Raw genomic sequence first — 22,302 nt, 5'->3', positions numbered from 1 at the left:
ACCCCTTAGGCGTCTTTGAGCTCCTGCCGCTGGCGACCGAGCCCACCGATCTCCAGCTCCACCACATCCCCGGCCCGCAGGAACGGCTTCGGCTCCGGCGCCCCCAGCGCAACCCCCGCCGGAGTCCCGGTGTTGATCACGTCCCCGGGGTACAGCACCATGAACCGGCTGACGTACCTCACCACTTCGGCGACCGAGAAGATCTGCTCGGCCGTGGTCCCGTCCTGCTTCAGCTCGCCGTTCACCCAGAGCTTCAGCGACAGCCCCTGCGGATCGCCGACCTCGTCCGCGGTCACCAGCCACGGCCCGAGCGGGTTGAACGTCTCGCAGTTCTTCCCCTTGTCCCAGGTCCCGCCCCGCTCGATCTGGAACTCCCGCTCGGACACGTCGTGCGCGACGGCGTACCCGGCGACGTACGCCAGCGGGTCCTCGTCGTCGGCCACATAGCGGGCCGTGCGCCCGATGACGACCGCCAGCTCCACCTCCCAGTCGGTCTTCACGGACCCGCGGGGCACCAGCACGGTGTCGTTCGGCCCCACGACCGTGTCCGCGGCCTTGAAGAAGACGACCGGCTCGGCCGGCGGCTCGGCGCCCGTCTCCCGGGCGTGGTCGTGGTAGTTGAGCCCGATGCACACGACCTTGCCGATCCGCGCCAGCGGCGGCCCGATCCGCAGCCCGGTCGCGTCGAGCGCGGGCAGCTCCCCGGCGTCGGCGGCGGCGCGAACGCGCCCGAGCGCCGCGTCGTCGGCGAGCAGCGCCCCGTCGATGTCGTCGACGATCCCCGTCAGGTCCCGCAGGACACCCTCGGCGTCGAGCAGCGCGGGCCGCTCCGCCCCCGCCGTACCGACTCGCAGCAGCTTCATGGTCGTCACCATCTCCCTTGACAGCAGTCGCCCGACCGATGGGTGCAGCCATCGGAGGACTGGCCGATCCTCCAAGATGAGCGTGCAACGGGCAAGAGCCTGTTCACGTACTGGACCGTAGCCCATGGCCCGCACCGCCCCGGCACAGCTCTCAGCGGTACAGGGGGCTACCGACGAAATGCGGTTCGCGAGGTGACGGAATGCCTCATCGGCCGCTGACGCCCTGCCACGCCGGGGCGGCGGCGTCAGCGGCCGCCCCGCGGCCGCGACCTCCGCGCCGCCAGGAACGCCAGCGCGCCGCCCGCCGCCAGCAGGACGGCGGTACCCACCCGCAGCAGGACTCCGTCCGCGCCCGTGGCGGCGAGCCCGCCGCCGGTCGTCGTCCCGCTGCTGGTTCCCGCCCCGGAGCCGGACGGGCTCGCGGTGGCCGTGGCCGACGGGGACGCGGAGGCGCTGGGCGACGGGCTGGACGTCGCCGAGCCGGTGGCCTTCACCGCGATCGCCGCGGTGTCGTTCGCCGCGTCGTCGTCACGGTTGGGGTACTCGGGGTTCTCCACCGCCCGTACGCTGCCTCGCGCGCCGGGGACGACCCGGTCGATCCGTACGGTGAACTCCTGGGTCACGGAGTCGCCCGGCTTGAAGTCCGTGCTGCTGATGTCGCAGGTGTAGTTCTTCGCGCCGGCCTTGCGGGGTGTGCAGTTCCACAGCGGTCCGGGGTCGCCCTGTTCGCCGGGGGCGGGGACGCCGGTGATGGTGGTGCCGGCGGGCGGGGTCACCACGAACGTGCCGGAATTCTCGGCGTCCATCCACCGGAAGTTCATCCAGCCCGGCCCGTTGTTCCGCACGCCCACGGTGATGCTCACCGTCTCGCCGACCTTGCCCTCGACCGTGTCACCGAGCGCCTGGTAGTCGGCGTGCTGGGTGGTGGCGAAGGTGCCGTACCCGGAGCCGGTGAATCCGGAGCCGGAGGCGATGGACTTCAGGCCGAGCGGCGCGCCGGTGCCGGTCTCGGGGAAGTCGGACGGGTCGAAGGAGCCGGGCGCGGTGCCGCCGACCGGCCACACGACGTAGGTGTTGTAGCCGTACATCGTGTCCTTGGCGGCGGTGTAGCGCAGCGGCGCGTCCGTCTCGTAGGCCGCGCCGGGCGCGACCGGGGTGTCGAACCGGCACCAGGCGCCGACGTCGGGCTGGTCCGAGTAGTGGCAGTTGGAGTGGTCACGGGCGAGAGAGACGCCTTCCGAGTCCTGCACCAGCAGCATGACGCCCTTGTCGGCGGGGGCTGTGCCGGTGTTGGCGAAGGCCGGGGTGCGCTCGAAGGCGGCGCCGGGCGCGATGCCCTTCAGCGCCGGGTAGGGCCGGCGGACGAGCTTCGGCCCGCCGACCAGGACGTCCGTCTTCCCCGTCACGGTGGCCGCGTCGGAGGCGGTGGCGGTGTAGGTGACGGCACCGGTGTCGCCCGCCTTGGCGGCCGCGGTGGGCTTCAGGAAGAACGGGTCGATCGACTCCCTGCCCGACAGCGGGCCCACGTCGCACCTCAGCTTCAGGGTGCCGGTGCTCACGCAGTCCCCCGTGACCACCATCGTCGCCTTCCCGGCGAGGGACGACGCGTCGACCGCGACCGAGACGTCATGGGCGTCGCCGCCCGAGGCGGTGATGCCGAGGCCCAGGTTCGGGCCCTCGCCCTCGGTGGGGAGGTAGTAGTTCTCCTGGGCGTCCAGGACGAGTGTCGTTCCGGCGGCGTGCGCGGCCGGGGTTGCGACCGCCACAGCGGCGGTCGCGAAAGCGGCGGCCGCCGCTGTCCGCCATGTTCTACGTATCGTCAGCACACTACGTGGACACGCCAGAACAACGGAAGGTTGCGCCCGAGCGTCCGTCAGCCGACGGACGGGTTGCGCTCCGGGAACCTCTCCAGAGCACCCGAACCAGCGACAGCCGACGGCCAGGAGTTCATCGGGAATCCGCACCGACCAGCGCGGGATCCCCACCGGCCAGAGGCTGCGTTTCCGCAGGTCACCGAATTCCGTCGGTAGCCCTACAGGACAGCACGCTCCACCGCGCTCCACGCCGTGCTCGTCACCACGTACAGCGCGGCCGCCAGCGGTACGACGGCCACCGTGAGCAGCGTGAAGTACGACAGGTACGGCATCACCTTGGTGACCGCGCCGACCCCCGGCACCTGCTGGTCCCCTTCGCCCACCGCCACCGCCGTCCGCCTGGCCCGGCGGAAGTTGACGGTGGCGACGACGGCGACCACGGCGAACAGCGCCAGATAGACCAGTCCGGCGCTCCCGAACCCGCCGCCGCTCAGGACGTCACCCCACCGCCCGCCGAGCGGGGCGCCCAGCAGGTCATGGGAGAGAAGGCCGTTGTCGTGGCCGCCGATCGTCGGGTTGGAGAAGAGGTGGTAGAGGAGGAAGAACGCGGGCAGTTGCAGCAGCCCGGGCAGGCAGCCGGACAGTGGCGACACCTTCTCCTCCGCGTGCAGTTCCAGCACGGCCTTCTGCAACGCCTCCTGGTCCTTGCCGTGCCGCTTGCGCAGCTCGGCGATCCTGGGCTGGAGCACGGCCCGGGCGCGCTGGCCGCGGGCGGCGGCGCGGGACAGGGGATGCACGAGCAGTCGTACGAGCGCGGTGAACAGGACGATCGCGGCGGCGGCCGCGGAGGCGTGGAAGAGCGGCTGGAGCAGGTCGGCGAGCCGCTCGACCAGGCCGGCGAAAGCGGACATGGAGACGGGCATGGAGAGGGGGATGGAGAGGGGCATGGAGACGGACATGTGCGGGAGCCCTCCGGGGGTCTCGTCGTGCCGTGGGTGAAGAGGTGTGACGGCATGACGACCCGCGCGGGGTCATCCGGGGGCCCAGGGGCCGGGTGGGTGGCCTACGCGGTGGTCGCCGGGAGGGCGTGTCCGGGAGCTCGCGGACGGCTGCGGCCCTTCGCGTCCGGGTCGCGTTGGGGCAGGAAGGCGGTACGCCGGGCCCGGTCGCGTATCGCCGTACGGACCCGGGTGGGCGGCACGACGGGCGCGGAGCGCGCGGCGCGCAACGCGCAGACGGCGAGGGCCGAGCCGGCGGCGGCGGTCGCGGCGAGCGCGACGGTGGTGAAGAGGCTGCCGGAGTCGAGCAGGAGCAGGTCGAGCAGGAGGAGGAGCAGCAGGGCGGCGGGGCGGGACGGCAGCACCCAACGGCTGTTCACGCGCATGCCCACCCCCCGGCTTCAGCTCTTTCTCACTGCCGTTTACACATGATCGTTATACATGATCGGTTTCCAGCGGCTCCAGGAGCCTCTTGGGCTTGAGGAGCGCCCGGCTGACCGGGTCCGCCGGGTCGGGGTCGAGTCCCGGCCCCGGTGTGACGAGAACGTCCGCGACGGGTACTACGGTTCCGCAGGCGGGACATTCGCCGTACGAGCCGAGTTCGGTCCCGCAGTCCACGTGGCGGAAGTAGCGCAGCTGGCGTTCCATGAAGTGCTCGCGTCCCCAGACGCCCAGGGCGCGCAGGGCCGGCCACAGCGCCATCCCGCGCTCGGTGACGACGTACTCGTCCCGGGGCGGCGAGTCCAGGTACCGGCGCTTCTCCAGGATCCCCTCCTCGGTGAGCGCCTTCAGGCGGGCCGACAGGACGGCGCGCGGGATGCCGAGGTGGACGAGGAAGTCGTTGTAGCGCCGCACGCCGTAGAGCGCGTCGCGGACGACGAGCAGGGTCCAGCGCTCGCCGACGACCTCCAGCGCGCGGGCGATCGAGCACTCCTGTGTCGCGTAGTCCTTGCCCAGTGCCATGGGGACCACCTTAGTCAGTTTCCCTGTCGCAGGTTCAATGAACGAACCAACGGTGCTACGGTACCCCCATGACTAGGTTCAATGAAAGAACCATGAAGCGTGCGAGCCCTGAACCGGAATCTGCAGCCGCATCTGCGCAGGTCACGGAAGCCGCGGCGGCCCCCGCCCGGAGCGGCCGCCCCACCCTGGCCCTCACCAGCGCCGCGACCGCCGTGGCCCTGATGACGTACACCGCCCCGGTGGTCACGCTCCCGGACACGGTCGCCGCCCTGCACACCCCGCTCTCCGCCCAGGCCTGGCTGCTGAACGGCACCCCGCTCGGCCTCGCCGCCCTCCTGCTGGTGGTGGGCAGCCTGGCCGACGACTACGGCCGCCGCCGGGTCTTCGTCGCCGGCACCCTCGCCCTCGGCCTGACCACCGCTCTCGGCGGCCTGACGACCTCCACCTGGGCCTTCACCCTGGCCCGGGTGGCACAGGGCGCGGCGAGCGCGGCGATCCTGGCGAGCAGCCTGGGCCTGCTGGTGGCCGCGTTCCCGAGCCCGCGCGGCCGGCTGCACGCGACGGGCGTGTGGGGCGCGTTCGTGAGCGGCGGCATCGCGCTCGGCCCGCTGGTCGCCGGTGCGATGCCCGACTGGCGGGTGGCGTACGCCGTACTGGGCGCGGCCGCGCTGCTGGTGGCCGGAGTCTCCTTCCGTACGCTGACGGAGTCCCGCTCACCGCGCGGCGGCCGCCCGGACGTCGCCGGCGCCGTGACCTTCGGGCTCGCGCTGGTGTCCCTGGTGGCTGCACTGACCCTGGGCCGGGACGGCTGGCTGCGCACACCGGTGGCCCTGCTGCTGGCGGCGACGGTCGTCCTGCTGGCGGCCTTCACCCTCATCGAGCGCCGCTTCTCGTCGACCCCGATGATCGACCTGGCCCTCTTCCGCGCCCCCCGCTTCCTGGCCTCCTCCCTCAGCGGCCTGGTCACGGGCCTGACGGTGATAGGTCTGTTCAGCTATCTGCCGGCGCTGCTGCAGCAGACGCTGGGGATGTCCGCGATGGAGACGGCGTGGCTGTTCCTGCTCTGGTCCGGCCTGTCCTTCACGGTGGCGCTGCAGGCCAAGCGCCTCGCGGGCCGGGTCTCACCCCGCTGGCAACTCGCCGCCGGTTTCCTCCTCCACGCGGGCGGCGCGCTGGCCATGCTGGGCGCCCTGGACGCGGGCTCCTGGCCCCGGCTGCTGCCGGGCCTGGTCCTGGGCGGGGTGGGCAGCGGCCTCCTCAACGCCGCACTGCCCCTCCTGGCGGTGGAGTCGGTCCCCGCCGCCCGGGCCGCGATGGGCTCGGGCGCCCAGCAGACCTTCCGCTACATCGGCTCCTGCGCGGGCGTGGCCCTGACCATCGCCCTGGCCACATCGTCCGGCACCGGCCTGGCCCACGGGGCGGACGTGGCGATGGTGGTGTCCGCGGGGATGGCGGCGCTGGGGGCGGCGGGGATAGTGGCGCTACGGGAGCGGGAGCGGACGCAGTAGCGGATCCGGCGCCGGACGCAGTAGCGGATCCGGCGTCGGCAGTGCCTCGATCGACCGCACGTTCCGTCACCGCGTGGAAGTGTCCGGCGCGCCTTCGCGGACGCGCCGGACACTTCCTCGAAGTACTTCCGGCTCCTGCCCGTTACCGGGCCCTGGCCCGTTACCGGGCCCGTGCCGCCGGCCGGACGGAGGGCGGCTTGACGTGCAGAGCGGGAGCGGAACCGACCGCGGGCTCCCGCATGCGCGCGACTCCCGCGGGCGTGGCCTGTTCGAACCCCGACCAGACACTGCCCCCTCGCCACGCGGACCCGTCCCAGACGAAGGCCGCGGCCTGCGTTCCGTAGAAGCCCGGCCCGCACGAAGCCCACCCGCCCCAGTCGAAGACCAGCTCCGGCCCCCACGGACCCCATCGGTTCACGCCGGTGGCACCGAACTTCCAGTCACTGCTGCGGCACGCGTCCCAGCCGGACCCGTTCCACTTGAAGACGATCGCTCGCGTGGCGGCCCAGCCGTCGGGCTCGTTCAGACCCGTACCGCATCCCTGCTTCAGCGCGAAGGTCTCCGAGTAGGCGAGGTTGCCGGACAGCACGCCGGGTTTCTTGTGGTCGATTCCAGCGTTTCCCTGGACGCACAGGCCGAAAGCGTTGTACACGGTGACCCTTCGGGCCCAGGTGTACGCGCTTGCCGGTTGCGTCCACAGCGCTGCCATCAGCAACGCGACGAACATGCACAGTGTGGCTTTCAGAGACAGGCGGGACATGGTCATGATCCCTCCAGTGCTTGAGTCGCCTGCGACTCGGCAACCGCCGTGCCGTTTCGAGGAGGCGCCACAGGCGGGGAGCTGCCGAGCTCCTCGCGCAGAGTGGCGCCACCAGTCCCGACGGCACCTGTCAGGGCGGCACCGACCAGCAGGAAGCGCCGCGGACACCTCATGCCCTCGGCATACGTGACTCCCAGAACCCCCATGAGGTCCTGGTCCTGGTCCTGGGCCGAGGGCGAGACAGCGGGGCGGCCGGTGTCCTCCCGGCCCCACCGCATGTGTCCGCGACTGCGGACGTGAGTGCTCCGAGGTCGAGGACCACGGGCTCACTGAACTTCTCCACGGTAGGCGATGCGGTCGTCAGCCGCCTGCCGGGAGCCGCAAGGGCCGAACCGGACCTCGACGCCTCCCCACCCGCTCACCTCCCCCAGCGCCTCAACTCCCGTGAAAGTCAACAGAATCCGACCCCCGGGCCCTCCGCACTCCGCACTCCGCACCTCACACGCCCCCGGCGGTCACCCGGTCACCCGGTCCCCGCCCGCGGCCGCATCGACACCAGCTTCCCCCACACCACCATCCGGTACCGCGAGGTGAACTCGGGCGTGCAGGTGGTGAGGGTGATGTAGTAGCCGGGCTCCTTGTATCCGTACGACGGCTTCACGATCGAACGCGGTACGGCCCTGACGACCCCCGAGTCCCGGGACGACGTCTGCGGCAGGATCTGGTCCACGGCGTACGTGTACGTCGCCGACTCCGTCTCGACCTCGATCGTGTCCCTGCGCTTGAGCCGCGGGAGATAGCGGAACGGCTCGCCGTGGGTGTTGCGGTGCCCGGCGAGCGCGAAGTTCCCGGCCTGGCCCGGCTGCTGGGTACCGGGGTAGTGGCCGACGTACCCGTGGTTGAGCACCTTCGGCTTGCTGACGCCCTCGGCGATCGGGACGCGCAGCCCGAGCCGCGGGATGACGAGGATGGCGTACGCCTGGGAGGCCACGACCCGGGTGGTGTACGACGTCCGCTGCCGGCCGGCACCGGACGACCCGGTGGACGACGCGGAACCGGCCGCACCGGAGCCGCCCTTCTCTCCGCCGCCGTCGCCCCCGGAGCCGTTCGACCCCCCGCTGCCCCACTCCCGCTCCAGCGCCGCCACCTTCCGCTCGGCCCCCTGCCTGGCCTCCCGGTTGGTCCACCACAGCTGGTGCACGACGAGGAGCATGAGCACCACGCCCACCGTGACGAGGAGTTCGCCCCCGGTCCACAGCACCCGCCGGCGCCGGGCCCGCCACCGCCGCTCACCGTGCCCCACGACCCGCACCGCGCACCTCCCGCCGACCCGCCGGTCGGTCCCGCACGATAAGGCGCCCGCCGCCAACTCACCAGAGCCACGGGGCCCCCTCTCACCGAACCTCCTCCCTCCCCCGCTCCCCCTGCTTTCTCAACGGGTTTTAGAAACCACTGTCAGAAAGCACTGTCACACCCCTCGACAACCTCACACACCACACCTGATGCTTCCTGTTGGCATGCGGGGGGACGAGTCAACGCCGGTCCGGGAACCGGCGTTTGAGCCGCACGGAGAGGTTGAGAGACAGCCATGATCCGACGCAGAACACTCCTGGCCGCCGCGGGAGGCGGCCTCCTGGGCAGCGCCCTGGCCACCGGCACGGCCCGCGCCGACGCCACGATCGCCGTCAGCCCGTCCACGTCGTACGGCACCTGGGAGGGCTGGGGCACCTCGCTGGCCTGGTGGGGCAACGTCTTCGGCACCCGCGACGACTTCGCCGACATCTTCTTCACCACCAAGTCGACGACGTACAACAGCACTTCGCTCCCCGGCCTCGGCCTGAACATCGCCCGCTACAACCTGGGCGCGTCCAGCTGGAACAGCGTGAGCGGCGAGAGCATGGTCGCCTCCGCCAACATCCCCGCGTTCAAGCAGATCGAGGGCTACTGGCAGGACTGGAACAACGAGGACCCGACGTCCTCGGCCTGGGACTGGACCGCCGACGCAACGCAACGAGCCATGCTCGTGAAGGCGGTGAACCGCGGCGCGACGGCCGAGCTCTTCGCCAACTCCCCCATGTGGTGGATGTGCCTGAACCACAACCCGTCCGGCGCCTCCGACGGCGGCAACAACCTCCAGTCCTGGAACTACCGCCAGCACGCCTCCCACCTCGCCTCCGTGGCCCTGTACGCCAAGAACAACTGGGGCGTGAACTTCGCGACGGTGGAGGCCTTCAACGAACCGTCGTCCTCCTGGTGGACGGCGACGGGCACCCAGGAGGGCTGCCACATGGACTCAACGGTCCAGGCCGCCGTACTCCCTTATCTCCGCAGCGAGTTGAACAGCCGAGGCCTGACGACGACCAAGATCTCGGCCTCGGACGAGACGAGCTACGACCTGGCCCGCACCACCTGGAGCGCCTTCTCCTCCACCACCAAGGGCTACGTGGACCGTGTCAACGTCCACGGTTACCAGGGCTCGGGCGGCCGCCGCGACCTGCTCTACACCGACGTCGTGACGACGGCCGGAAAGGCCCTCTGGAACTCCGAGACCGGCGACAACGACGGCACCGGCTACACCATGGCCTTCAACCTGCTCTACGACTTCCGCTGGCTGCACCCCACGGCCTGGGTCTACTGGCAGGTCATGGACCCGTCCACGAACTGGGCGATGATCGCCTACGACGCGAACACCCTGGCGGCCGGCGCGGTCACCACCAAGTACTACGTGATGGCGCAGTTCAGCCGCCACATCCGCCCCGGCATGAAGATCCTGGACACGGGCGTGAGCAACGCGGTGGCGGCCTACGACAGCTCAGCCAAACGCCTGGTGATAGTGGCCCTCAACACCGCCACCTCCGCCCAGACCTTCACCTTCAACCTCTCCGGCTTCACCACGGTGACGGGCGGCACGAACGGCCTGGTCCCGCGCTGGAACACGGTGACGACGGGCGGCGACGCGTACAAGTCGTACTCGGACACCTACCTGTCGGGAAAGACGGTCGCGGTGTCGGTGGCGGCGAAGGCGGTCCAGACCCTCCAGATCGACGGCGTGACGATCTAGCCCGGACCTGACCCGGACCGGCGCCGGGGACACGCGGCCCCTTCCGTGTCCCTGGCGCCACTACCCGAGCCGCACCCGCATCTCCACACGCACCTCGTCCCCCGCCTCCAGCCCCTGCGGCTTCCGCACCGCACTCTTGAGCGGCAGCAGATACCCCCCGTCCTTGGGAAACAAGGACGTCTCGAACACCACCCCGCCCAAGGTCACCTCGACCGGAACGACCCCCCACCCGTACGAGGCCATGCCCGCCACGGCCCGGACCTCCTCGCACTCCTCCTCCGGCACAGCCACGAAGTAATAGGGAGCGGGCCCCCGCCACTCCAGGACACACCCACCGAACTCAACCCGCACGAACGGCTCCCCTCGCTACCGACTGCCCCCTACTGCCCCCTATCCCTATCTCTTCTTTGTCACCGCCGGGCAGTACGGTGTCGTTCATGCGCCCCGACACGCCTGCCGAGAACGTCGACCACACCGCCGAAGCGGCACGCCTGGAGCGGACCGCCGGCCGCTACCCCGAGGACGCCGAGGCCCTGCTGCTCCAGGCCGCGGCCCACCTGGAACTGGCCGACGCCCGCCCCGCCGCGACCGCGCTCTACGACCGCCTCCTCGCCGCCCCGGACACCCTGGAGAACGCACCCCTCGTCCGGGCCCTCAAGGCGTCGAACCTGTGGGAGTACGACCATGAGGCAGAGGCGCGGGCGATCATCGACGGCATCCGCACCACGTCCCCCCGGGACCCGGCCCCCTGGGTGATCGTCGCCGAATCCCTGGAATCCCACGACGAGCTGGAAGCGGCGCACGACACGTTCACGGAGGCGGCGACCCTCCTCCTCACGGACGTCGCCGAACCCCCCTACGCCACGCGCCCGGTGTTGATCGGCCGCCACAGGGTCCGCCGCATGCTCGGCCTCCCCCACGACGACTGGGACGCCGCCGCCGACACCCTCCACTCCTCCCCGATCTCCCTGGACGAACTCCACGACCCCAAGCGCGTCTGGTCCCTGGGCTCGGACAACCCGGCGGAACTGGAGGCGGAGATCTCCCGCCTGCGAGCAGAGCTCGGCGCCTACCGCGAGGCCCTCTCCCGCCCCTTCCCGGTAGCGGTCCTGCACTGGCCGGCAGGAGAACTGGCGGAACTGCTCTCGGCGTACCCGGACCTGACCACGGAGTACCCGTCCCACCCCGAGCACCTCGCGACCATAGAGTCCTCCCTCCGCGAACTGTCCGTCTCCGGCACCGGGAACCTGGGCATCGTCACGGGCACGGTCCCCTCCTACGAGGCCTTCGCCGCCTCCGAGGGCTCATCCCCGGCCGACACCACCCTCCTCCCCCAGTACGCGACGACCCTGGCGGCGCGGGGGCGCGCGGTGGTCTGGCCGCCGCAACGAACGTCGGACTGCTGGTGCGGCCAGCCCCAGCCGTACGACGCCTGCCACGGCTCGTAAGCCTCACGGATCCGAGCCCGCCGCCCGCCGCCGAACCCACCCGGCGTGCCCGGACGACCCGCCGCGCCCCCAACCCCGACCACGTCCACAGCCGCCCCGCGGGCACACCCCGGGAAACCGCCCACTTTCCCCGGGCCGCCCGCTCGCTTCTACCCCGTGCTGGAGCGGCCCGGGTCAAGGGTGGCCCGAAGGGCCATCGGCGCAGCCGACGCGGACGCGGAGCGCAGCGGAGCGGGAGCGCCCTTGAGGCGGGGCGCGGAGGCACGACACTGAGAAGAAGCGGGCGGCCTGCCTAGGCCGAAGATCGCCGCTCCAGCGAGGCAGATACTTCACTGGCTGCACGCCGATCCGGCAACGCCGGCAAAATACTCCCGTGCCAGATGTCACCCCCTCCTCTCTTGCCGTTTCCGCCCGCATGAGCAAGCAGGCGAGCAAAGACACCGAGGCTGAACTGGCCGTGCGACGGCTGTTGCACGCGGCCGGACTGCGTTATCGCGTGGAGTACCCCGTGCCGGGCATGCCCCGGCGACGGATCGACGTGGCCTTCACCCGGGCCAAGGTCGCTGTCCTCATCGACGGCTGCTTCTGGCACGGCTGTCCCCAGCACGCCACACACCCGAAGGCCAACGCGGACTGGTGGCGCCGCAAGCTGGACCGGAACATGGCCCGCGACCAGGAGACGACCGAGCATCTGATCGCGGAAGGCTGGACCGTGCTGCGATTCTGGGAGCACGAAGATCCGGCCCAAGTTGCCACCAGAGTGGCTCAGCTTTGCAACATGAGGCTACCCAAACGAGACAAGACCGGCCCATCAGCCACTTAGTTACCATTCGCCCCTGAACGCGACGTGAGGGGCCGATTCTCGCATCGCTTTGCCACTTCAGGCTCACCCCGCAAGGAAGCTTGAAATCCTGCGATGACATCATCTAAGTATGACAAGCAGACCGGGCGGTGCGGCGATAAATCCTGGCGACATTGTCACCAGGGCCGATATCTCTAAGGTGTTCGGAAACAGCAGACAGGGCGGCATCTGTGCATCCATAGAAAAGCGGTCCGTCAACCTGTTTTCGGACCCGAGCGTGGGCGAGAAACTGGGCTACTACGACGGCTGGCTGGCAGAGGATGACGAACTGGGACCGGTCTTCGAGTACACGGGCGCCGGAAAAAGTGGAAACCAGACCTTCGAAGGGCTCGTCGGCACCGGAAACAGGGCGGTTCTGCAGCATGCCATACAAGAGCGAACACTGAGAGTATTCGTACAAGTCGGCAAAAAGCCGCACAGTGACACAAAGACGCATGAATATCTAGGCGAGTTCACGCTTGATCAACTAGAGCCGTACGTCTGGCGCCGAGCGCCAAGCGAGGACGGCCCCGATCGCGATGTAATCGTCTTTCGATTGCGCCCGGATTCGGATAGCAACACAAGACGGTCGCCGAAAAACGTGATTCCGGTCGCCAAAGAAACCACCGTGGAACTCGTAAATATCCCGGTTACGGCGGCACTGCTCCAGTCGGATCCAACGACCAGCGGCGCATTGTCGACACCAAAGCAGCGCCGAAAAAACTTGAAATCACAAAAGAAGCTCCTCAATGCCGCAACTCAAGGCACCTTCGTGGTCCCAGAAGCATTTAACACGAAAATGAGCCTACGTTCCGCATCCGCTTCTTTCATAGTAGTGCGTCGCGAAGCGGAACTGACTCAGCAATACATTGCGCATCTCCGGTCCTTGGGTCACTCGGTAGGAGCGTTTCAGATAAAGGTGAAAGGGTTGAGTTCAACACTCCGAACCGACCTGTACGACGCCACAGAACACCGACTCTATGAAGTGAAGGGGGCCAACGCCCGCGAGGATGTGAGGATGGCCCTTGGCCAACTCCTGGACTACAGCCGCTATGTCAGCACAGACCAGAATCCCAGCGCCCCAAAGCGCACCATTCTTCTCCCCGCTCAACCCGATGCGGATATGTACGACCTCTGCAAAATATACGAGGTTGACATAATGCACCGCACAGAAGACGGCGGCTTCTCCCATGGCACCGATGCTACGCTCATCTAAGGATTCTCCAATGCCTTAGTCTGAGAATGATGCTTCGCACCGACCCCAGGCCATCGCCGCGTCATCTCCCCCAACAGGGTAGCTCCAGAGTATGGAACAAGGTCCAGAGGATTCATCCACGCATCCGAGAAGCGAATATTGAGGTGCAGCGCAAGAGCTAGCAGGATATCTTGATCAGGTATCGCGTCTATCTGTACAAGCGATGCCCCAGGCACTGGTGATACGTCAATTAGTCCGGTCTCTGGATTCTGCCATTGCAGATGCCCCTTGCCGAGCACCCAGACACTGTCTGGCCACTCAGCAACATCTCGCTTATTGCACCACGCAACGAGATGTGCGCCAACGGTCTCCAACTTCAGGCTATCGAAAGCAATGATAATCCCAGAGGTCGGAAAGAAGTCATGAACTTTACCGTACGCCGACGTAGATCTTGGAATCATTCCAGGCGCAGGGCGATACGACTTCTTTGGCAAGCGACGCAGCTTACTGATCTTATTGCAAGCATCTGCAAGTTCAGCGCCATCCAATTTTGTCTTGACCTCAATCATCCCGTATACGCATTCATTCGGGATGATCCGATACCCGGACAAATGAGTAAATGGAGGAGTGCCCCGGTCAGTCAGAACGATGTCGCACTGCGGAGAGGTTTCTCCGGTAGCGGTCACAACCTCCGCATTATGTACAGCTTCGACATGGGACGGAAGATAGCTAGCAAGAAATTCGCGGACGAGCAGCTCACGCGAAGTTCCAGCTTCACCGCTATGCTTGAAATTCCCGGATTGCTCAAAATCGGCTCGCATTCTCAATGCGACTGAGCTGAGGATTTTACCAAGCTTCTCCTGAGTCATGCCAAGATCGTAGGTCATTCGGCCTAGCGCCGGCGCGAAGTCGGCTCTCTCGGTCCTGCGTGCTCCGGTGTCAGTGGCCTCTGTTACACATGGCACAGCATCTGAGCGATCGAGGGAGCTAACGTGCCTGAGCCGGAAGAGTCGTTGCGCCCTGTCGCAGGTGTGTACGAGGAGTTGATCACTCTCCGGGTCGAGCAACGACTCAAGGAACTCGGTGATCTCGGCTGGCGCCCGCTGATCGACCACGTAGGGACCGAATCAGTTCCTCACGTCTTGGCAACCCACGTCGCCCGAACAGTACGGCGGGTACTCCACGATCTACCGGTCGAGGAGCGGGTCCATGCAGCCAACCACATCTTGGAGTCCATCAGCACGCTTGAGGGAGCCAGGGAGTGGGTCGACCTTGTATCAGAGGGACCTCGCCAACTGCTAGCGCTCACTCGGCAGGAGGCTCAAGGCGTCTTCGCGATCCGTCCCGCCACGCCGCTCTCTGACACGGCACTCCTGACAAACGCACCGGAGGACCCGAGCCTCGGCTTCGAACTACGTGCCGAACTCGCCACCGCTGACCGTGTCGACCTGCTCTGCGCCTTCGTGAAGTGGCATGGCCTGCGCATCATCGAGCCGTCGCTGAGGTCAGCCCATGAGCGAGGTGTGCCGATACGGGTCATCACGACGACCTACATTGGGGCCACCGAACGGCGCGCGTTGGATCGGCTGGTGACGGAATTCAACGCTGAGGTCAAGGTCAATTACGAGACCCGATCTACGCGACTACACGCCAAGGCTTGGCTGTTCCGCCGCCAGAGTGGCTACGACACCGCCTATGTCGGCAGCTCCAACCTCTCCAAAGCCGCACTGCTCGACGGCTTGGAGTGGAACGTACGCCTCTCCTCCATCGCCACCCCGGACGTGCTGCGGAAGTTCGAGGCTACTTTCGAGGCCTATTGGAGTGATCCTTCCTTCGAGGCCTACGACCCGGACGCTGACGGCGTTCGCCTTCAGGAGGCGTTGGCGATCGCAGGCGGCACATCATCGACGGATGCTGCTAAGCGTCGGATTACCTTGTCCGGCCTGGAAGTGCGCCCGTATCCCTACCAGCGCGACATGTTGGAGCGTCTGGAGGTAGAGCGGGAGGTACACAACAGGCATAGGAATCTCCTCGTCGCGGCTACCGGTACCGGCAAGACAGTCATGGCTGCCCTCGACTACAAGCAGCTACGGAAGAAGCACGGTCGTGACCTGCGTCTGCTGTTCGTCGCCCACCGCAAGGAGATCTTGCAGCAGTCCCTGAGGACCTACCAGGACGTCTTGGTTGATCCGAACTTCGGTGAGTCCCTTCATAGTGGTGAAATCCCAGAGCGCTGGACGCATGTGTTCGCCAGCGTGCAGTCCTTGAGCGCACGGACTCTCGATCAAATCGCCCCAGATCACTTCGATGTGATCGTGATCGACGAGTTCCATCACGGGACCTCTCCGACTTATAGAAAGATCCTCGATCACTTCGATCCGTCGGAACTCCTTGGGCTCACGGCGACACCCGAACGCATGGACGGCAAGAACATCCAGGACGAGTTCTTCGATGGCCGAATCGCTGCCGAGATGCGGCTATGGGAGGCTCTGGAGAATGATCTCCTGAGCCCCTTCCACTACTTCGGCATCAGTGACAGTACTGATTTCAGTGCCGTGGCATGGAAACGCGGGTCGTATGACCCCAGCGCATTGAGCAACACACTGTCGAGTGATGAACCGCGCGCAAGGCTGATCCTCAAGGCTGTCCAGGAGAAGGTCGCCGAGCCGGGTGCTATGCGAGCGCTCGGATTCTGCGTGTCAGTGCAGCACGCGAAGTTCATGGCAGAGGCCTTTCGTGCGGCCGGCGTCAATGCCATCGCTCTGTCGGGTGAGACCTCCGCCGAGCAGCGCGATCAGGCACTGACCGACCTGAAGTCAGGCGTACTGCAAGTAATCTTCTCGGTCGACTTGTTCAATGAGGGGCTCGACATCCCTGACGTAGACACGCTGCTACTGCTGCGACCGACGTCCAGTACCACTGTCTTCTTGCAGCAGCTCGGCCGGGGGCTGCGCCGCACGGACGACAAGGCCGTACTCACCGTACTCGACTTCATCGGTCAGCATCGCAAGGAGTTCCGCTTCGAGAACCAGTTCCGGACACTCACCAATCTGACCCGCAAGCGCCTGCTGGACCACATCGAGCATGACTTCCCGCAGTTGCCTTCCGGTTGCCAGATCATCCTTGAGGAGAAGGCGAAGAAGGCCATTATCGCCAACATCAAGGAGCAGATCGGCGTCAACGTCACAGCGCTGGCCCGCGAGGTCGCCGACTACGCCGAGCCAATGCTTAGCCACTACCTGGACGAGAGCGGTCGCGAGCTCAAGGAGCTGTACCGCGGTAGCGGCAACTCCTGGACTGGGCTGCTCCGCCGTTCTGGCCTCCTCAAGGGTGACTCGCAGGAAGAGGAAACGACGCTCCTCAAGCGCATCTCCTCGTTCCTTCATGTCGACGACCCTTTGCGCGTAGCCGCCTACACACAGCTATTGGAAGATGACGCCCCCGCTTACAACGACCTCGACGTACAGGCGCAGGCATACGCCCGCATGCTCTTCTTCCAGCTCTGGCCGCTCGGTGGCGTAACGAGGAAGGGATTTGCGCACTACGACGCCGGTTTCGCCACGCTACGGAGGCAACCGGCGGTGCGGAGTGAGCTACGTCAGGTACTGGAGTACAACCTGGCTCACACCGAACACATTCCGATCCCACTCCTTGGGATCGGCAACCACGCCGGTATCCCCCTGACCGTGCACGCTTCCTATACCCGCGAGGAAATCCTGCCCGCCCTTGGCCAGTCCACTATCGGCGGCTTCCTGCCAGGAGACTTCCGCGAGGGGGTGAAATGGTGCGAGTCAATCAAAACCGACGCCCTTCTGATCACTCTAGAAAAGGACGAAAAGGACTACTCTCCACAGACCCGCTACCACGACTATGCGCTGAGTGAGAACCTCTTCCATTGGGAGTCCCAGAACCAGACATCGGACACCTCCCCCACTGGCCTGCGCTATCAGCACCACACAGCGGACGGGAGTCATGTTCTGCTCTTTGTCCGCCGGTACAAGAGCACGGACATCGGCGGTGCGCAGCCATGGATGCTGCTGGGCCCAGCCGAGTACGTGGAGCACACCGGAAGCAAGCCAATGGCGATCACCTGGAAACTGAAGCACGAGATCCCAGCAGATGTCTGGACGTACTCCGCGATCGCAGCCGGGTGACGCGTTACGACGATTGCCTATCGGCATCTGCCTCGGCCTCGGCCTCGAAGTGCATCTGAGCGCGATCCAAGGCGTCATCCGCATCGCAGCCATGCACTCGAAGCCAGTAGAGGAGATCAGCAATGACATCAATGGCCGTCTCCTCCGACACGGCCATAGTCAGTGTGCTCGGAGCCATCGCATGCGGCAGCCGTGTTGCCCCATAGAGCTTGAGTAGCGCATCAGCTCTAGTCGCACGTGGACTGCTGCAATGCCCGGTTGCGGAGGGCAACCCCGTGGCCAGCTCACACCAGGTCACCTTCCTGTCAGCGCAGAGTTGAACACCCCAGCGATCAGCTAGTCCATCAACGAGCGCCATGCCACGCCCAACCTCAGAGTCCAGGCCGGCTTCGATCAGAGTAGGGAGAGCACGGCTGTCGGGGTCGTGGACCTCGATGCGTAGACGGGTGCCGCTCATGGACACGGCGAGAGTGGCGGGTGTCCCGTGGCCAACGTGCGTAATCACGTTGGCCACCAGCTCACTCATACACAGCTGGGCGTCATGGATGATGTCCTGCAGTCCCCAAACCCCCAGGTGGAGCCGCAAGATGCGCCGCAAGGCCGCCACTTCCTCAGGTTCGGCGGTGAAGGCCAAGTCCCATGGCTTGCGTGACATGCATGCCTTCTGGCTCATCAAAGCTCCTCTCGACACAGCCGACCCCCTCGCGAGAGCGGAGTGTCACGAGAGGTCACTTTGTGTTTCGCTGTCGACCAGAGTGCTGCGCGCACATCCCGTTCTGCAATGTGCAGAGCGGGATTCCCACGTCTGAGTGATTGGCAAGCCCACCCCTTGGCGCGAGACTGAACGTCCCTTACGGAAAGGGTGTTGAGATGGCCGGCTCACCGACCGCTCGCCGTCGCCGCCTCTCGATCGAGCTGAAGAAGCTTCGCGAGAAGAGCGCACTGAGCTGTGCACAGGTCGGCGAGGCCTTGGACTGGAGCGGTTCCAAGGTCAACCGAATGGAGACAGGAAGCGGCCGGGTCCAGCCGTCCGACCTCGACGCCCTATGCCGGTTCTACGGCACCAGCAACGAACTTCGTGAGTTCCTCAAGTCGTTGGCTCGACAAGCCAGAACACGCGGCTGGTGGCAGGTACACGGCACGGCCATTCCCGAGTGGTTCAACATCTACATCGGCCTGGAGCAGGACGCGTCGGAGATCCGCCAGTACCAATGCGAACTCGTACCGGGACTCATGCAGACCGAAGCCTACGCCGGTGAGCTCCACATGACCGGGGCGCACATGTCCGTTGAGGACATCGAAAGAGCCGTGCGCGTACGCCTGGAACGCCAAACCATGCTGAAGGAACCTAGCGGGCCCGATGCCTGGTTCGTGGTAAGCGAGGGCGCCCTACGCAACGTCATCGGGGATCGAACGGTGATGCGCGAACAACTCGAACGCGTTCTGGAGGCCGCCGACCTGCCCGCTGTAACCCTGCAAGTCCTTGCGTTCGACTCAGGGACATATCCAGCCACGGGCTCCTTCACCATGCTGAGCTTCCCCGCCCAGGAAGACCCCGACCTCGTATATCGGGACGGCATCACCGACGCCGTGTACCTGGAGGGCGAGCATCATGTGCGTGAGTACACGAGGGCATTCGACGGTCTGCGAGCCGCAGCCTTGAGTCCTCAACGCTCAGCCCAGTTGATCAATTCGGTGTTGAAGGAATACTCACGGTGAGCACTAGAGAGTCAGGCGACGCAGGAAGTCTGATGTGGTCCAGGTCGTCGTACAGCAACGGTGCCGGTGGGGAGTGCGTCGAGTGTGCCTCAGACGGGGAGAACGTCCTCATCGGCGATTCCAAAAGAGACGTAGGCCCAATCATCGCTATCAGTAGCGCAGCTTGGGACTACTTCATACATTCCTTGGCACATACGCAATCTCCACACTGACCCACACACCACCAGCGAGGACGGAGTCCCGCTGCTCCAGCATCACTGCAGGGCCTCAACGGCCATCACCACCAAGGCACGAGCCGCAGCGCCATACACCGCCATGCTGCGGAGCTGCTCAAAGGCCTTGATGTACAAGGCGATCTCGGATGGCTGCGTGACGTTTACCTCCGCCGAGATCAGCTCGACCGACACGAGCGTGTCATCGTGGACGTCGAAGGTCTCCTGCGGCCAGAGCACTCGCTCGCGGGTCGACATCGGGATGATGCCGAACGAGACCTGGGGCAGGGCGCCGGCCGTCAGCAGGTAGCCGAGCTGCGCGGCCATCGCGTCCGGGTCGCCGAGTTGGTAGTAGAGCACCGCCTCCTCGATGACGAAGACGAAGCGGTGCCCGGGTTCATGGATGACCTGTGAGCGTTGGAGGCGCGCGGTGGCTGCCTCGGCCGCGTCGTCCGGGACGTCTAGGAGACGGGCGTTGCTGCTGAGCAGCGCCTGCGCGTATCCCTCGGTCTGGAGGAGCCCGGGGACCAGGACCGGGGAGTACACGCGGAGCAGGCGCGTCGACCTGTACAGCTCCACATAACTGTCCTGGAGCTTCCGCAGGCCGGAGCGGACACGCTGCCGCCATTCGCGGTAGAGCGACTCCGCGTGTTGGGAGGCCGCGATCAGATCGGGGATCTGGTCGGCGGCATCGGTGACCCGGCACCAGAGGCGGATGTCCGTGGGGGACGGAGGCGTTCGGGCGTTCTCGATTCGGGACGTCTTGGCGTGGTGCCAACCGCATTGGGAGGCCAGCTCGGTGACCGTCAGTCCGGCGTTCTTCCTTAGATCGCGGAGTTGCCGCGCCAGGTTTTCCCGCGCGGTCTGAGCCGAGGAGGACGGAGATATGGGCATGAGCTGGCCAGTTGCGCTTTCTGTCAGCGGATCTCGTACTGGTCGTGCGGGATCGCACGCTCCCAGACTGCTTCGAAGGCGTCAGAGCACTGCTTGACGACGGCCGGGTCGGCGCTCATCTCCATGGGCGGATCGCCCCAATCGCCGTTTCCGGTGAAATGGTTGAAGAGGACTTGAGCGCCGTCGAAGATCCACAGGTCAGCGCCGGGGACCATCAGGTCTGCTGCCCTGCTGCGGGGAAGCCAGCGCACCTGCTCGCCGGCGCGCATGTTGACGTCGGTTCCGGCGTGCTCGTACCGGATGTAGTCGGTCACCGGTTCTGACACTATGCGCGCACGCCGTACGGCAACTCCGCGGGCGGTTGCGCGGGAGACCATGTCTACCCACGGCGCCCAGTACCCCGAGGTGGGGTCGGAGTCCCGATTGCCAGTGCTGAGCCACGCGGCGAAGTCGTCCGCCTCATCGCCGACCGCGTACTGGTCGCGCATTTCCAGGTGAACGGCCGAGTGCCGGGCAGCTTCCATCAGCTCATCGAAGCTGGGTGCGCTCTGCGACATCGCAGGCCTCCCTCAGAACCGGCACCAGCCGAGCGGGGATACGGATCACTGTCTCGTGATCAGGGATGCCCTTCGCGTGCCCGGGAGCTGTGTTCTCCACGCACTGGTCTCGTGTTGTCTCGTCGACCGTGTAGCCCTGGATCACGATGTCCGTGCTGTCCAAGTCCACCCATGCTGTTGGCGACCCGTTCTTACCCGTATCCGGATCAATCCCGATGAACTGTAAGCGCATGTCTGCCTTTCATGTCGAGGTCGTGCACTGATGTGCATCAAGTTCCCGTGTGGCTCATCCATCGTCAAGCCCAAGAAGTGGCCAGTCAGCCCTTGGCGTGGCTGCATGCACATCTGTGCACATCGCTCGCCCTGCCGCATGCCATGCCCATAGCGTCTTGACCCGCGGCGGCTGGCACCGCCATTGCCGCGCAATCCGCGAGCCAGTGGTCAATTTTCTTGGAGGCCTGGGGAGATGGAGACGCACACAGTCAACAGGTTGATCGCCGAGTGGTTGGCGAGGGCCCATCCCCTCCCGGAGAAAGCCCATGAGGAGTGGTCGATCTACGGGGTGACGCTGCTCCCGCTCGGGAACTTGTTCTCCTCGGTTCGAATTCCCGGTGACCTTGTACACGCGGCAGTCTCATCTGCAGAACCCCATCAAGTTGCCAGGGCTCTGCAGATGCGGCTTCGGGGACCCGTCATCCGCGACCACAGGACCACAGGTGTGACGTACTACGTCCTGATCAACTGGGGAGCCGGTGTGGTCGAGCAGGTCGATCAGGACAAGGACGTGCCCTGTCTCGGAGTCGGCAGCTACCTCGGAGTCCCTCGGATCGACCGTCGTGAACCGCCCGGCCCCCACTGGGTGGTGCCACCACGCCACGACGGTGATCTATGTCGTCCGGCTGCCGTGCGATTTCTCGTCGCCTCGGGCCGTCAGACGCTCGCCCAGGGTGCCCACTCGGGGTGAGAGGGGTTTTCCCACAGCTCGCCTGGCCCACGCCGCAGTCTGACTCCTCCACAACCAGGATCGAAAGTAATGGTGAGCAAACGTATGACGACTACGACCGTTCAAGCACCCTGGGCCATGCGGTTGGTGACCGACCGGCTGCCGGTCGGTCGGCCCCCGTACGTCTCCGTGGCGCTGGATTCCGTCTCGCAGACCGCCGTGTACACGGACGCCGCCGGTCAGGTGGTCGAGATGGGGAAGCACGGGACGTCGAAGACGGCGGGTACCTCGTCGGTGTCCGGTGGTGGGGACGGGCAGCAGCCGCAACCACAGACGCAGGACGACAACACGACCGACTACGAGTCGGACTGA

The 22,302-nt window shown here is 66.4% G+C and carries 23 protein-coding genes; 10 read left to right on the top strand and 13 right to left on the bottom strand.

Annotated features, from left to right (window positions below; translation table 11 throughout):
- Positions 1 to 5: 5 nt before the first annotated feature.
- The 5 genes from ACFWPS_RS21895 to ACFWPS_RS21875 all read right to left on the bottom strand — a co-directional run bounded on the left by ACFWPS_RS21895 (position 6) and on the right by ACFWPS_RS21875 (position 4,638).
- Positions 6 to 863 carry a fumarylacetoacetate hydrolase family protein gene (locus ACFWPS_RS21895; RefSeq protein WP_361288140.1) on the bottom strand — a complete coding sequence of 286 codons (858 nt, stop codon included), beginning with the start codon at positions 861 to 863 and terminating at the stop codon, positions 6 to 8.
- Between the two features lie 245 nt (positions 864 to 1,108).
- A complete protein-coding gene (locus ACFWPS_RS21890) occupies positions 1,109 to 2,629 on the bottom strand; it encodes a hypothetical protein (protein ID WP_383707533.1) in 1,521 nt (506 codons plus the stop codon).
- A gap of 266 nt (positions 2,630 to 2,895) precedes the next feature.
- Positions 2,896 to 3,588 carry a YidC/Oxa1 family membrane protein insertase gene (locus tag ACFWPS_RS21885; RefSeq protein WP_383707615.1) on the bottom strand — a complete coding sequence of 231 codons (693 nt, stop codon included), beginning with the start codon at positions 3,586 to 3,588 and terminating at the stop codon, positions 2,896 to 2,898.
- A 152-nt stretch (positions 3,589 to 3,740) separates the two neighbouring features.
- Positions 3,741 to 4,061, bottom strand: a complete 321-nt coding sequence (locus ACFWPS_RS21880) for a DUF6412 domain-containing protein (RefSeq protein WP_383707531.1) — start codon at positions 4,059 to 4,061, stop codon at positions 3,741 to 3,743.
- A gap of 49 nt (positions 4,062 to 4,110) precedes the next feature.
- The gene (locus ACFWPS_RS21875; RefSeq protein WP_383707529.1) at positions 4,111 to 4,638 is read right to left on the bottom strand and encodes a winged helix-turn-helix transcriptional regulator; all 528 of its coding nucleotides are present in this window, start codon (positions 4,636 to 4,638) and stop codon (positions 4,111 to 4,113) included.
- Between the two features lie 92 nt (positions 4,639 to 4,730).
- Here ACFWPS_RS21875 and ACFWPS_RS21870 point away from each other — a divergent pair, with 92 nt between their 5' ends.
- The gene (locus ACFWPS_RS21870) at positions 4,731 to 6,146 is read left to right on the top strand and encodes an MFS transporter (protein WP_383707527.1); all 1,416 of its coding nucleotides are present in this window, start codon (positions 4,731 to 4,733) and stop codon (positions 6,144 to 6,146) included.
- A gap of 160 nt (positions 6,147 to 6,306) precedes the next feature.
- On the opposite strand, the gene ACFWPS_RS21865 is transcribed toward ACFWPS_RS21870, so the two are convergent.
- On the bottom strand, positions 6,307 to 6,906 hold the full coding sequence (locus tag ACFWPS_RS21865) for a hypothetical protein (RefSeq protein ID WP_383707525.1): 600 nt from the start codon (positions 6,904 to 6,906) through the stop codon (positions 6,307 to 6,309).
- A gap of 523 nt (positions 6,907 to 7,429) precedes the next feature.
- The gene (locus ACFWPS_RS21860; protein WP_383707523.1) at positions 7,430 to 8,218 is read right to left on the bottom strand and encodes a class E sortase; all 789 of its coding nucleotides are present in this window, start codon (positions 8,216 to 8,218) and stop codon (positions 7,430 to 7,432) included.
- Between the two features lie 276 nt (positions 8,219 to 8,494).
- Here ACFWPS_RS21860 and ACFWPS_RS21855 point away from each other — a divergent pair, with 276 nt between their 5' ends.
- The gene (locus ACFWPS_RS21855) at positions 8,495 to 9,967 is read left to right on the top strand and encodes a beta-1,6-galactanase (RefSeq protein ID WP_383707521.1); all 1,473 of its coding nucleotides are present in this window, start codon (positions 8,495 to 8,497) and stop codon (positions 9,965 to 9,967) included.
- A gap of 60 nt (positions 9,968 to 10,027) precedes the next feature.
- On the opposite strand, the gene ACFWPS_RS21850 is transcribed toward ACFWPS_RS21855, so the two are convergent.
- Complete coding sequence (locus ACFWPS_RS21850; RefSeq protein WP_383707519.1) at positions 10,028 to 10,318, bottom strand: DUF1905 domain-containing protein; 291 nt, start codon at positions 10,316 to 10,318, stop codon at positions 10,028 to 10,030.
- An 86-nt stretch (positions 10,319 to 10,404) separates the two neighbouring features.
- Here ACFWPS_RS21850 and ACFWPS_RS21845 point away from each other — a divergent pair, with 86 nt between their 5' ends.
- The 3 genes from ACFWPS_RS21845 (at position 10,405) to ACFWPS_RS21835 (ending at position 13,472) form a co-directional block, all read left to right on the top strand.
- Entirely contained in the window at positions 10,405 to 11,415 is a 1,011-nt protein-coding gene (locus tag ACFWPS_RS21845; protein ID WP_383707517.1) for a hypothetical protein, read from the top strand.
- A 415-nt stretch (positions 11,416 to 11,830) separates the two neighbouring features.
- Positions 11,831 to 12,238, top strand: coding sequence for a very short patch repair endonuclease (locus tag ACFWPS_RS21840; RefSeq protein WP_383707613.1), 408 nt, complete (start codon positions 11,831 to 11,833; stop codon positions 12,236 to 12,238).
- A gap of 109 nt (positions 12,239 to 12,347) precedes the next feature.
- Complete coding sequence (locus ACFWPS_RS21835; RefSeq protein WP_383707515.1) at positions 12,348 to 13,472, top strand: hypothetical protein; 1,125 nt, start codon at positions 12,348 to 12,350, stop codon at positions 13,470 to 13,472.
- Here the strand turns inward: ACFWPS_RS21835 and ACFWPS_RS21830 are convergent.
- The gene (locus ACFWPS_RS21830) at positions 13,469 to 14,320 is read right to left on the bottom strand and encodes a DUF6602 domain-containing protein (RefSeq protein WP_383707513.1); all 852 of its coding nucleotides are present in this window, start codon (positions 14,318 to 14,320) and stop codon (positions 13,469 to 13,471) included. The genes ACFWPS_RS21835 and ACFWPS_RS21830 overlap by 4 nt on opposite strands.
- A gap of 123 nt (positions 14,321 to 14,443) precedes the next feature.
- Between ACFWPS_RS21830 and ACFWPS_RS21825 the strand changes: the two genes are divergently transcribed.
- Complete coding sequence (locus tag ACFWPS_RS21825) at positions 14,444 to 17,605, top strand: DUF3427 domain-containing protein (RefSeq protein WP_383707511.1); 3,162 nt, start codon at positions 14,444 to 14,446, stop codon at positions 17,603 to 17,605.
- Positions 17,606 to 17,609: 4 nt separating this feature from the next.
- Here ACFWPS_RS21825 and ACFWPS_RS21820 read toward each other — a convergent pair whose 3' ends face one another.
- Positions 17,610 to 18,278: an ATP-binding protein gene (locus tag ACFWPS_RS21820; protein ID WP_383707509.1), complete on the bottom strand. Its 669-nt coding sequence runs from the start codon at positions 18,276 to 18,278 to the stop codon at positions 17,610 to 17,612.
- 197 nt (positions 18,279 to 18,475) lie between these two features.
- Between ACFWPS_RS21820 and ACFWPS_RS21815 the strand changes: the two genes are divergently transcribed.
- Both ACFWPS_RS21815 and ACFWPS_RS21810 read left to right on the top strand, forming a co-directional pair.
- Positions 18,476 to 19,324, top strand: coding sequence for a helix-turn-helix domain-containing protein (locus tag ACFWPS_RS21815; RefSeq protein ID WP_383707508.1), 849 nt, complete (start codon positions 18,476 to 18,478; stop codon positions 19,322 to 19,324).
- 32 nt (positions 19,325 to 19,356) lie between these two features.
- Entirely contained in the window at positions 19,357 to 19,536 is a 180-nt protein-coding gene (locus ACFWPS_RS21810; RefSeq protein WP_383707611.1) for a DUF397 domain-containing protein, read from the top strand.
- Positions 19,537 to 19,578: 42 nt separating this feature from the next.
- Here ACFWPS_RS21810 and ACFWPS_RS21805 read toward each other — a convergent pair whose 3' ends face one another.
- Genes ACFWPS_RS21805 through ACFWPS_RS21795 form a run of 3 tightly spaced genes read right to left on the bottom strand, consistent with a single transcriptional unit; the run spans position 19,579 to position 21,219 of the window.
- A complete protein-coding gene (locus ACFWPS_RS21805; RefSeq protein WP_383707506.1) occupies positions 19,579 to 20,430 on the bottom strand; it encodes a helix-turn-helix domain-containing protein in 852 nt (283 codons plus the stop codon).
- A 23-nt stretch (positions 20,431 to 20,453) separates the two neighbouring features.
- On the bottom strand, positions 20,454 to 20,987 hold the full coding sequence (locus ACFWPS_RS21800; protein ID WP_383707504.1) for a DUF6879 family protein: 534 nt from the start codon (positions 20,985 to 20,987) through the stop codon (positions 20,454 to 20,456).
- Positions 20,959 to 21,219: a hypothetical protein gene (locus tag ACFWPS_RS21795; protein ID WP_383707502.1), complete on the bottom strand. Its 261-nt coding sequence runs from the start codon at positions 21,217 to 21,219 to the stop codon at positions 20,959 to 20,961. Before ACFWPS_RS21795 ends, ACFWPS_RS21800 begins: the two co-directional genes overlap by 29 nt.
- A gap of 486 nt (positions 21,220 to 21,705) precedes the next feature.
- Here ACFWPS_RS21795 and ACFWPS_RS21790 point away from each other — a divergent pair, with 486 nt between their 5' ends.
- The gene (locus tag ACFWPS_RS21790) at positions 21,706 to 21,951 is read left to right on the top strand and encodes a hypothetical protein (protein WP_383707500.1); all 246 of its coding nucleotides are present in this window, start codon (positions 21,706 to 21,708) and stop codon (positions 21,949 to 21,951) included.
- Between the two features lie 84 nt (positions 21,952 to 22,035).
- Positions 22,036 to 22,302 (top strand): putative ATP-grasp-modified RiPP, encoded by a 267-nt coding sequence (locus ACFWPS_RS21785; protein ID WP_383707498.1) that lies wholly within the window; start codon positions 22,036 to 22,038, stop codon positions 22,300 to 22,302.

This window comes from Streptomyces sp. NPDC058457, assembly GCF_042720695.1.
Classification (GTDB): Bacteria; Actinomycetota; Actinomycetes; order Streptomycetales; family Streptomycetaceae; genus Streptomyces.
This window is presented reverse-complemented; position numbering and strand designations above follow the sequence as displayed.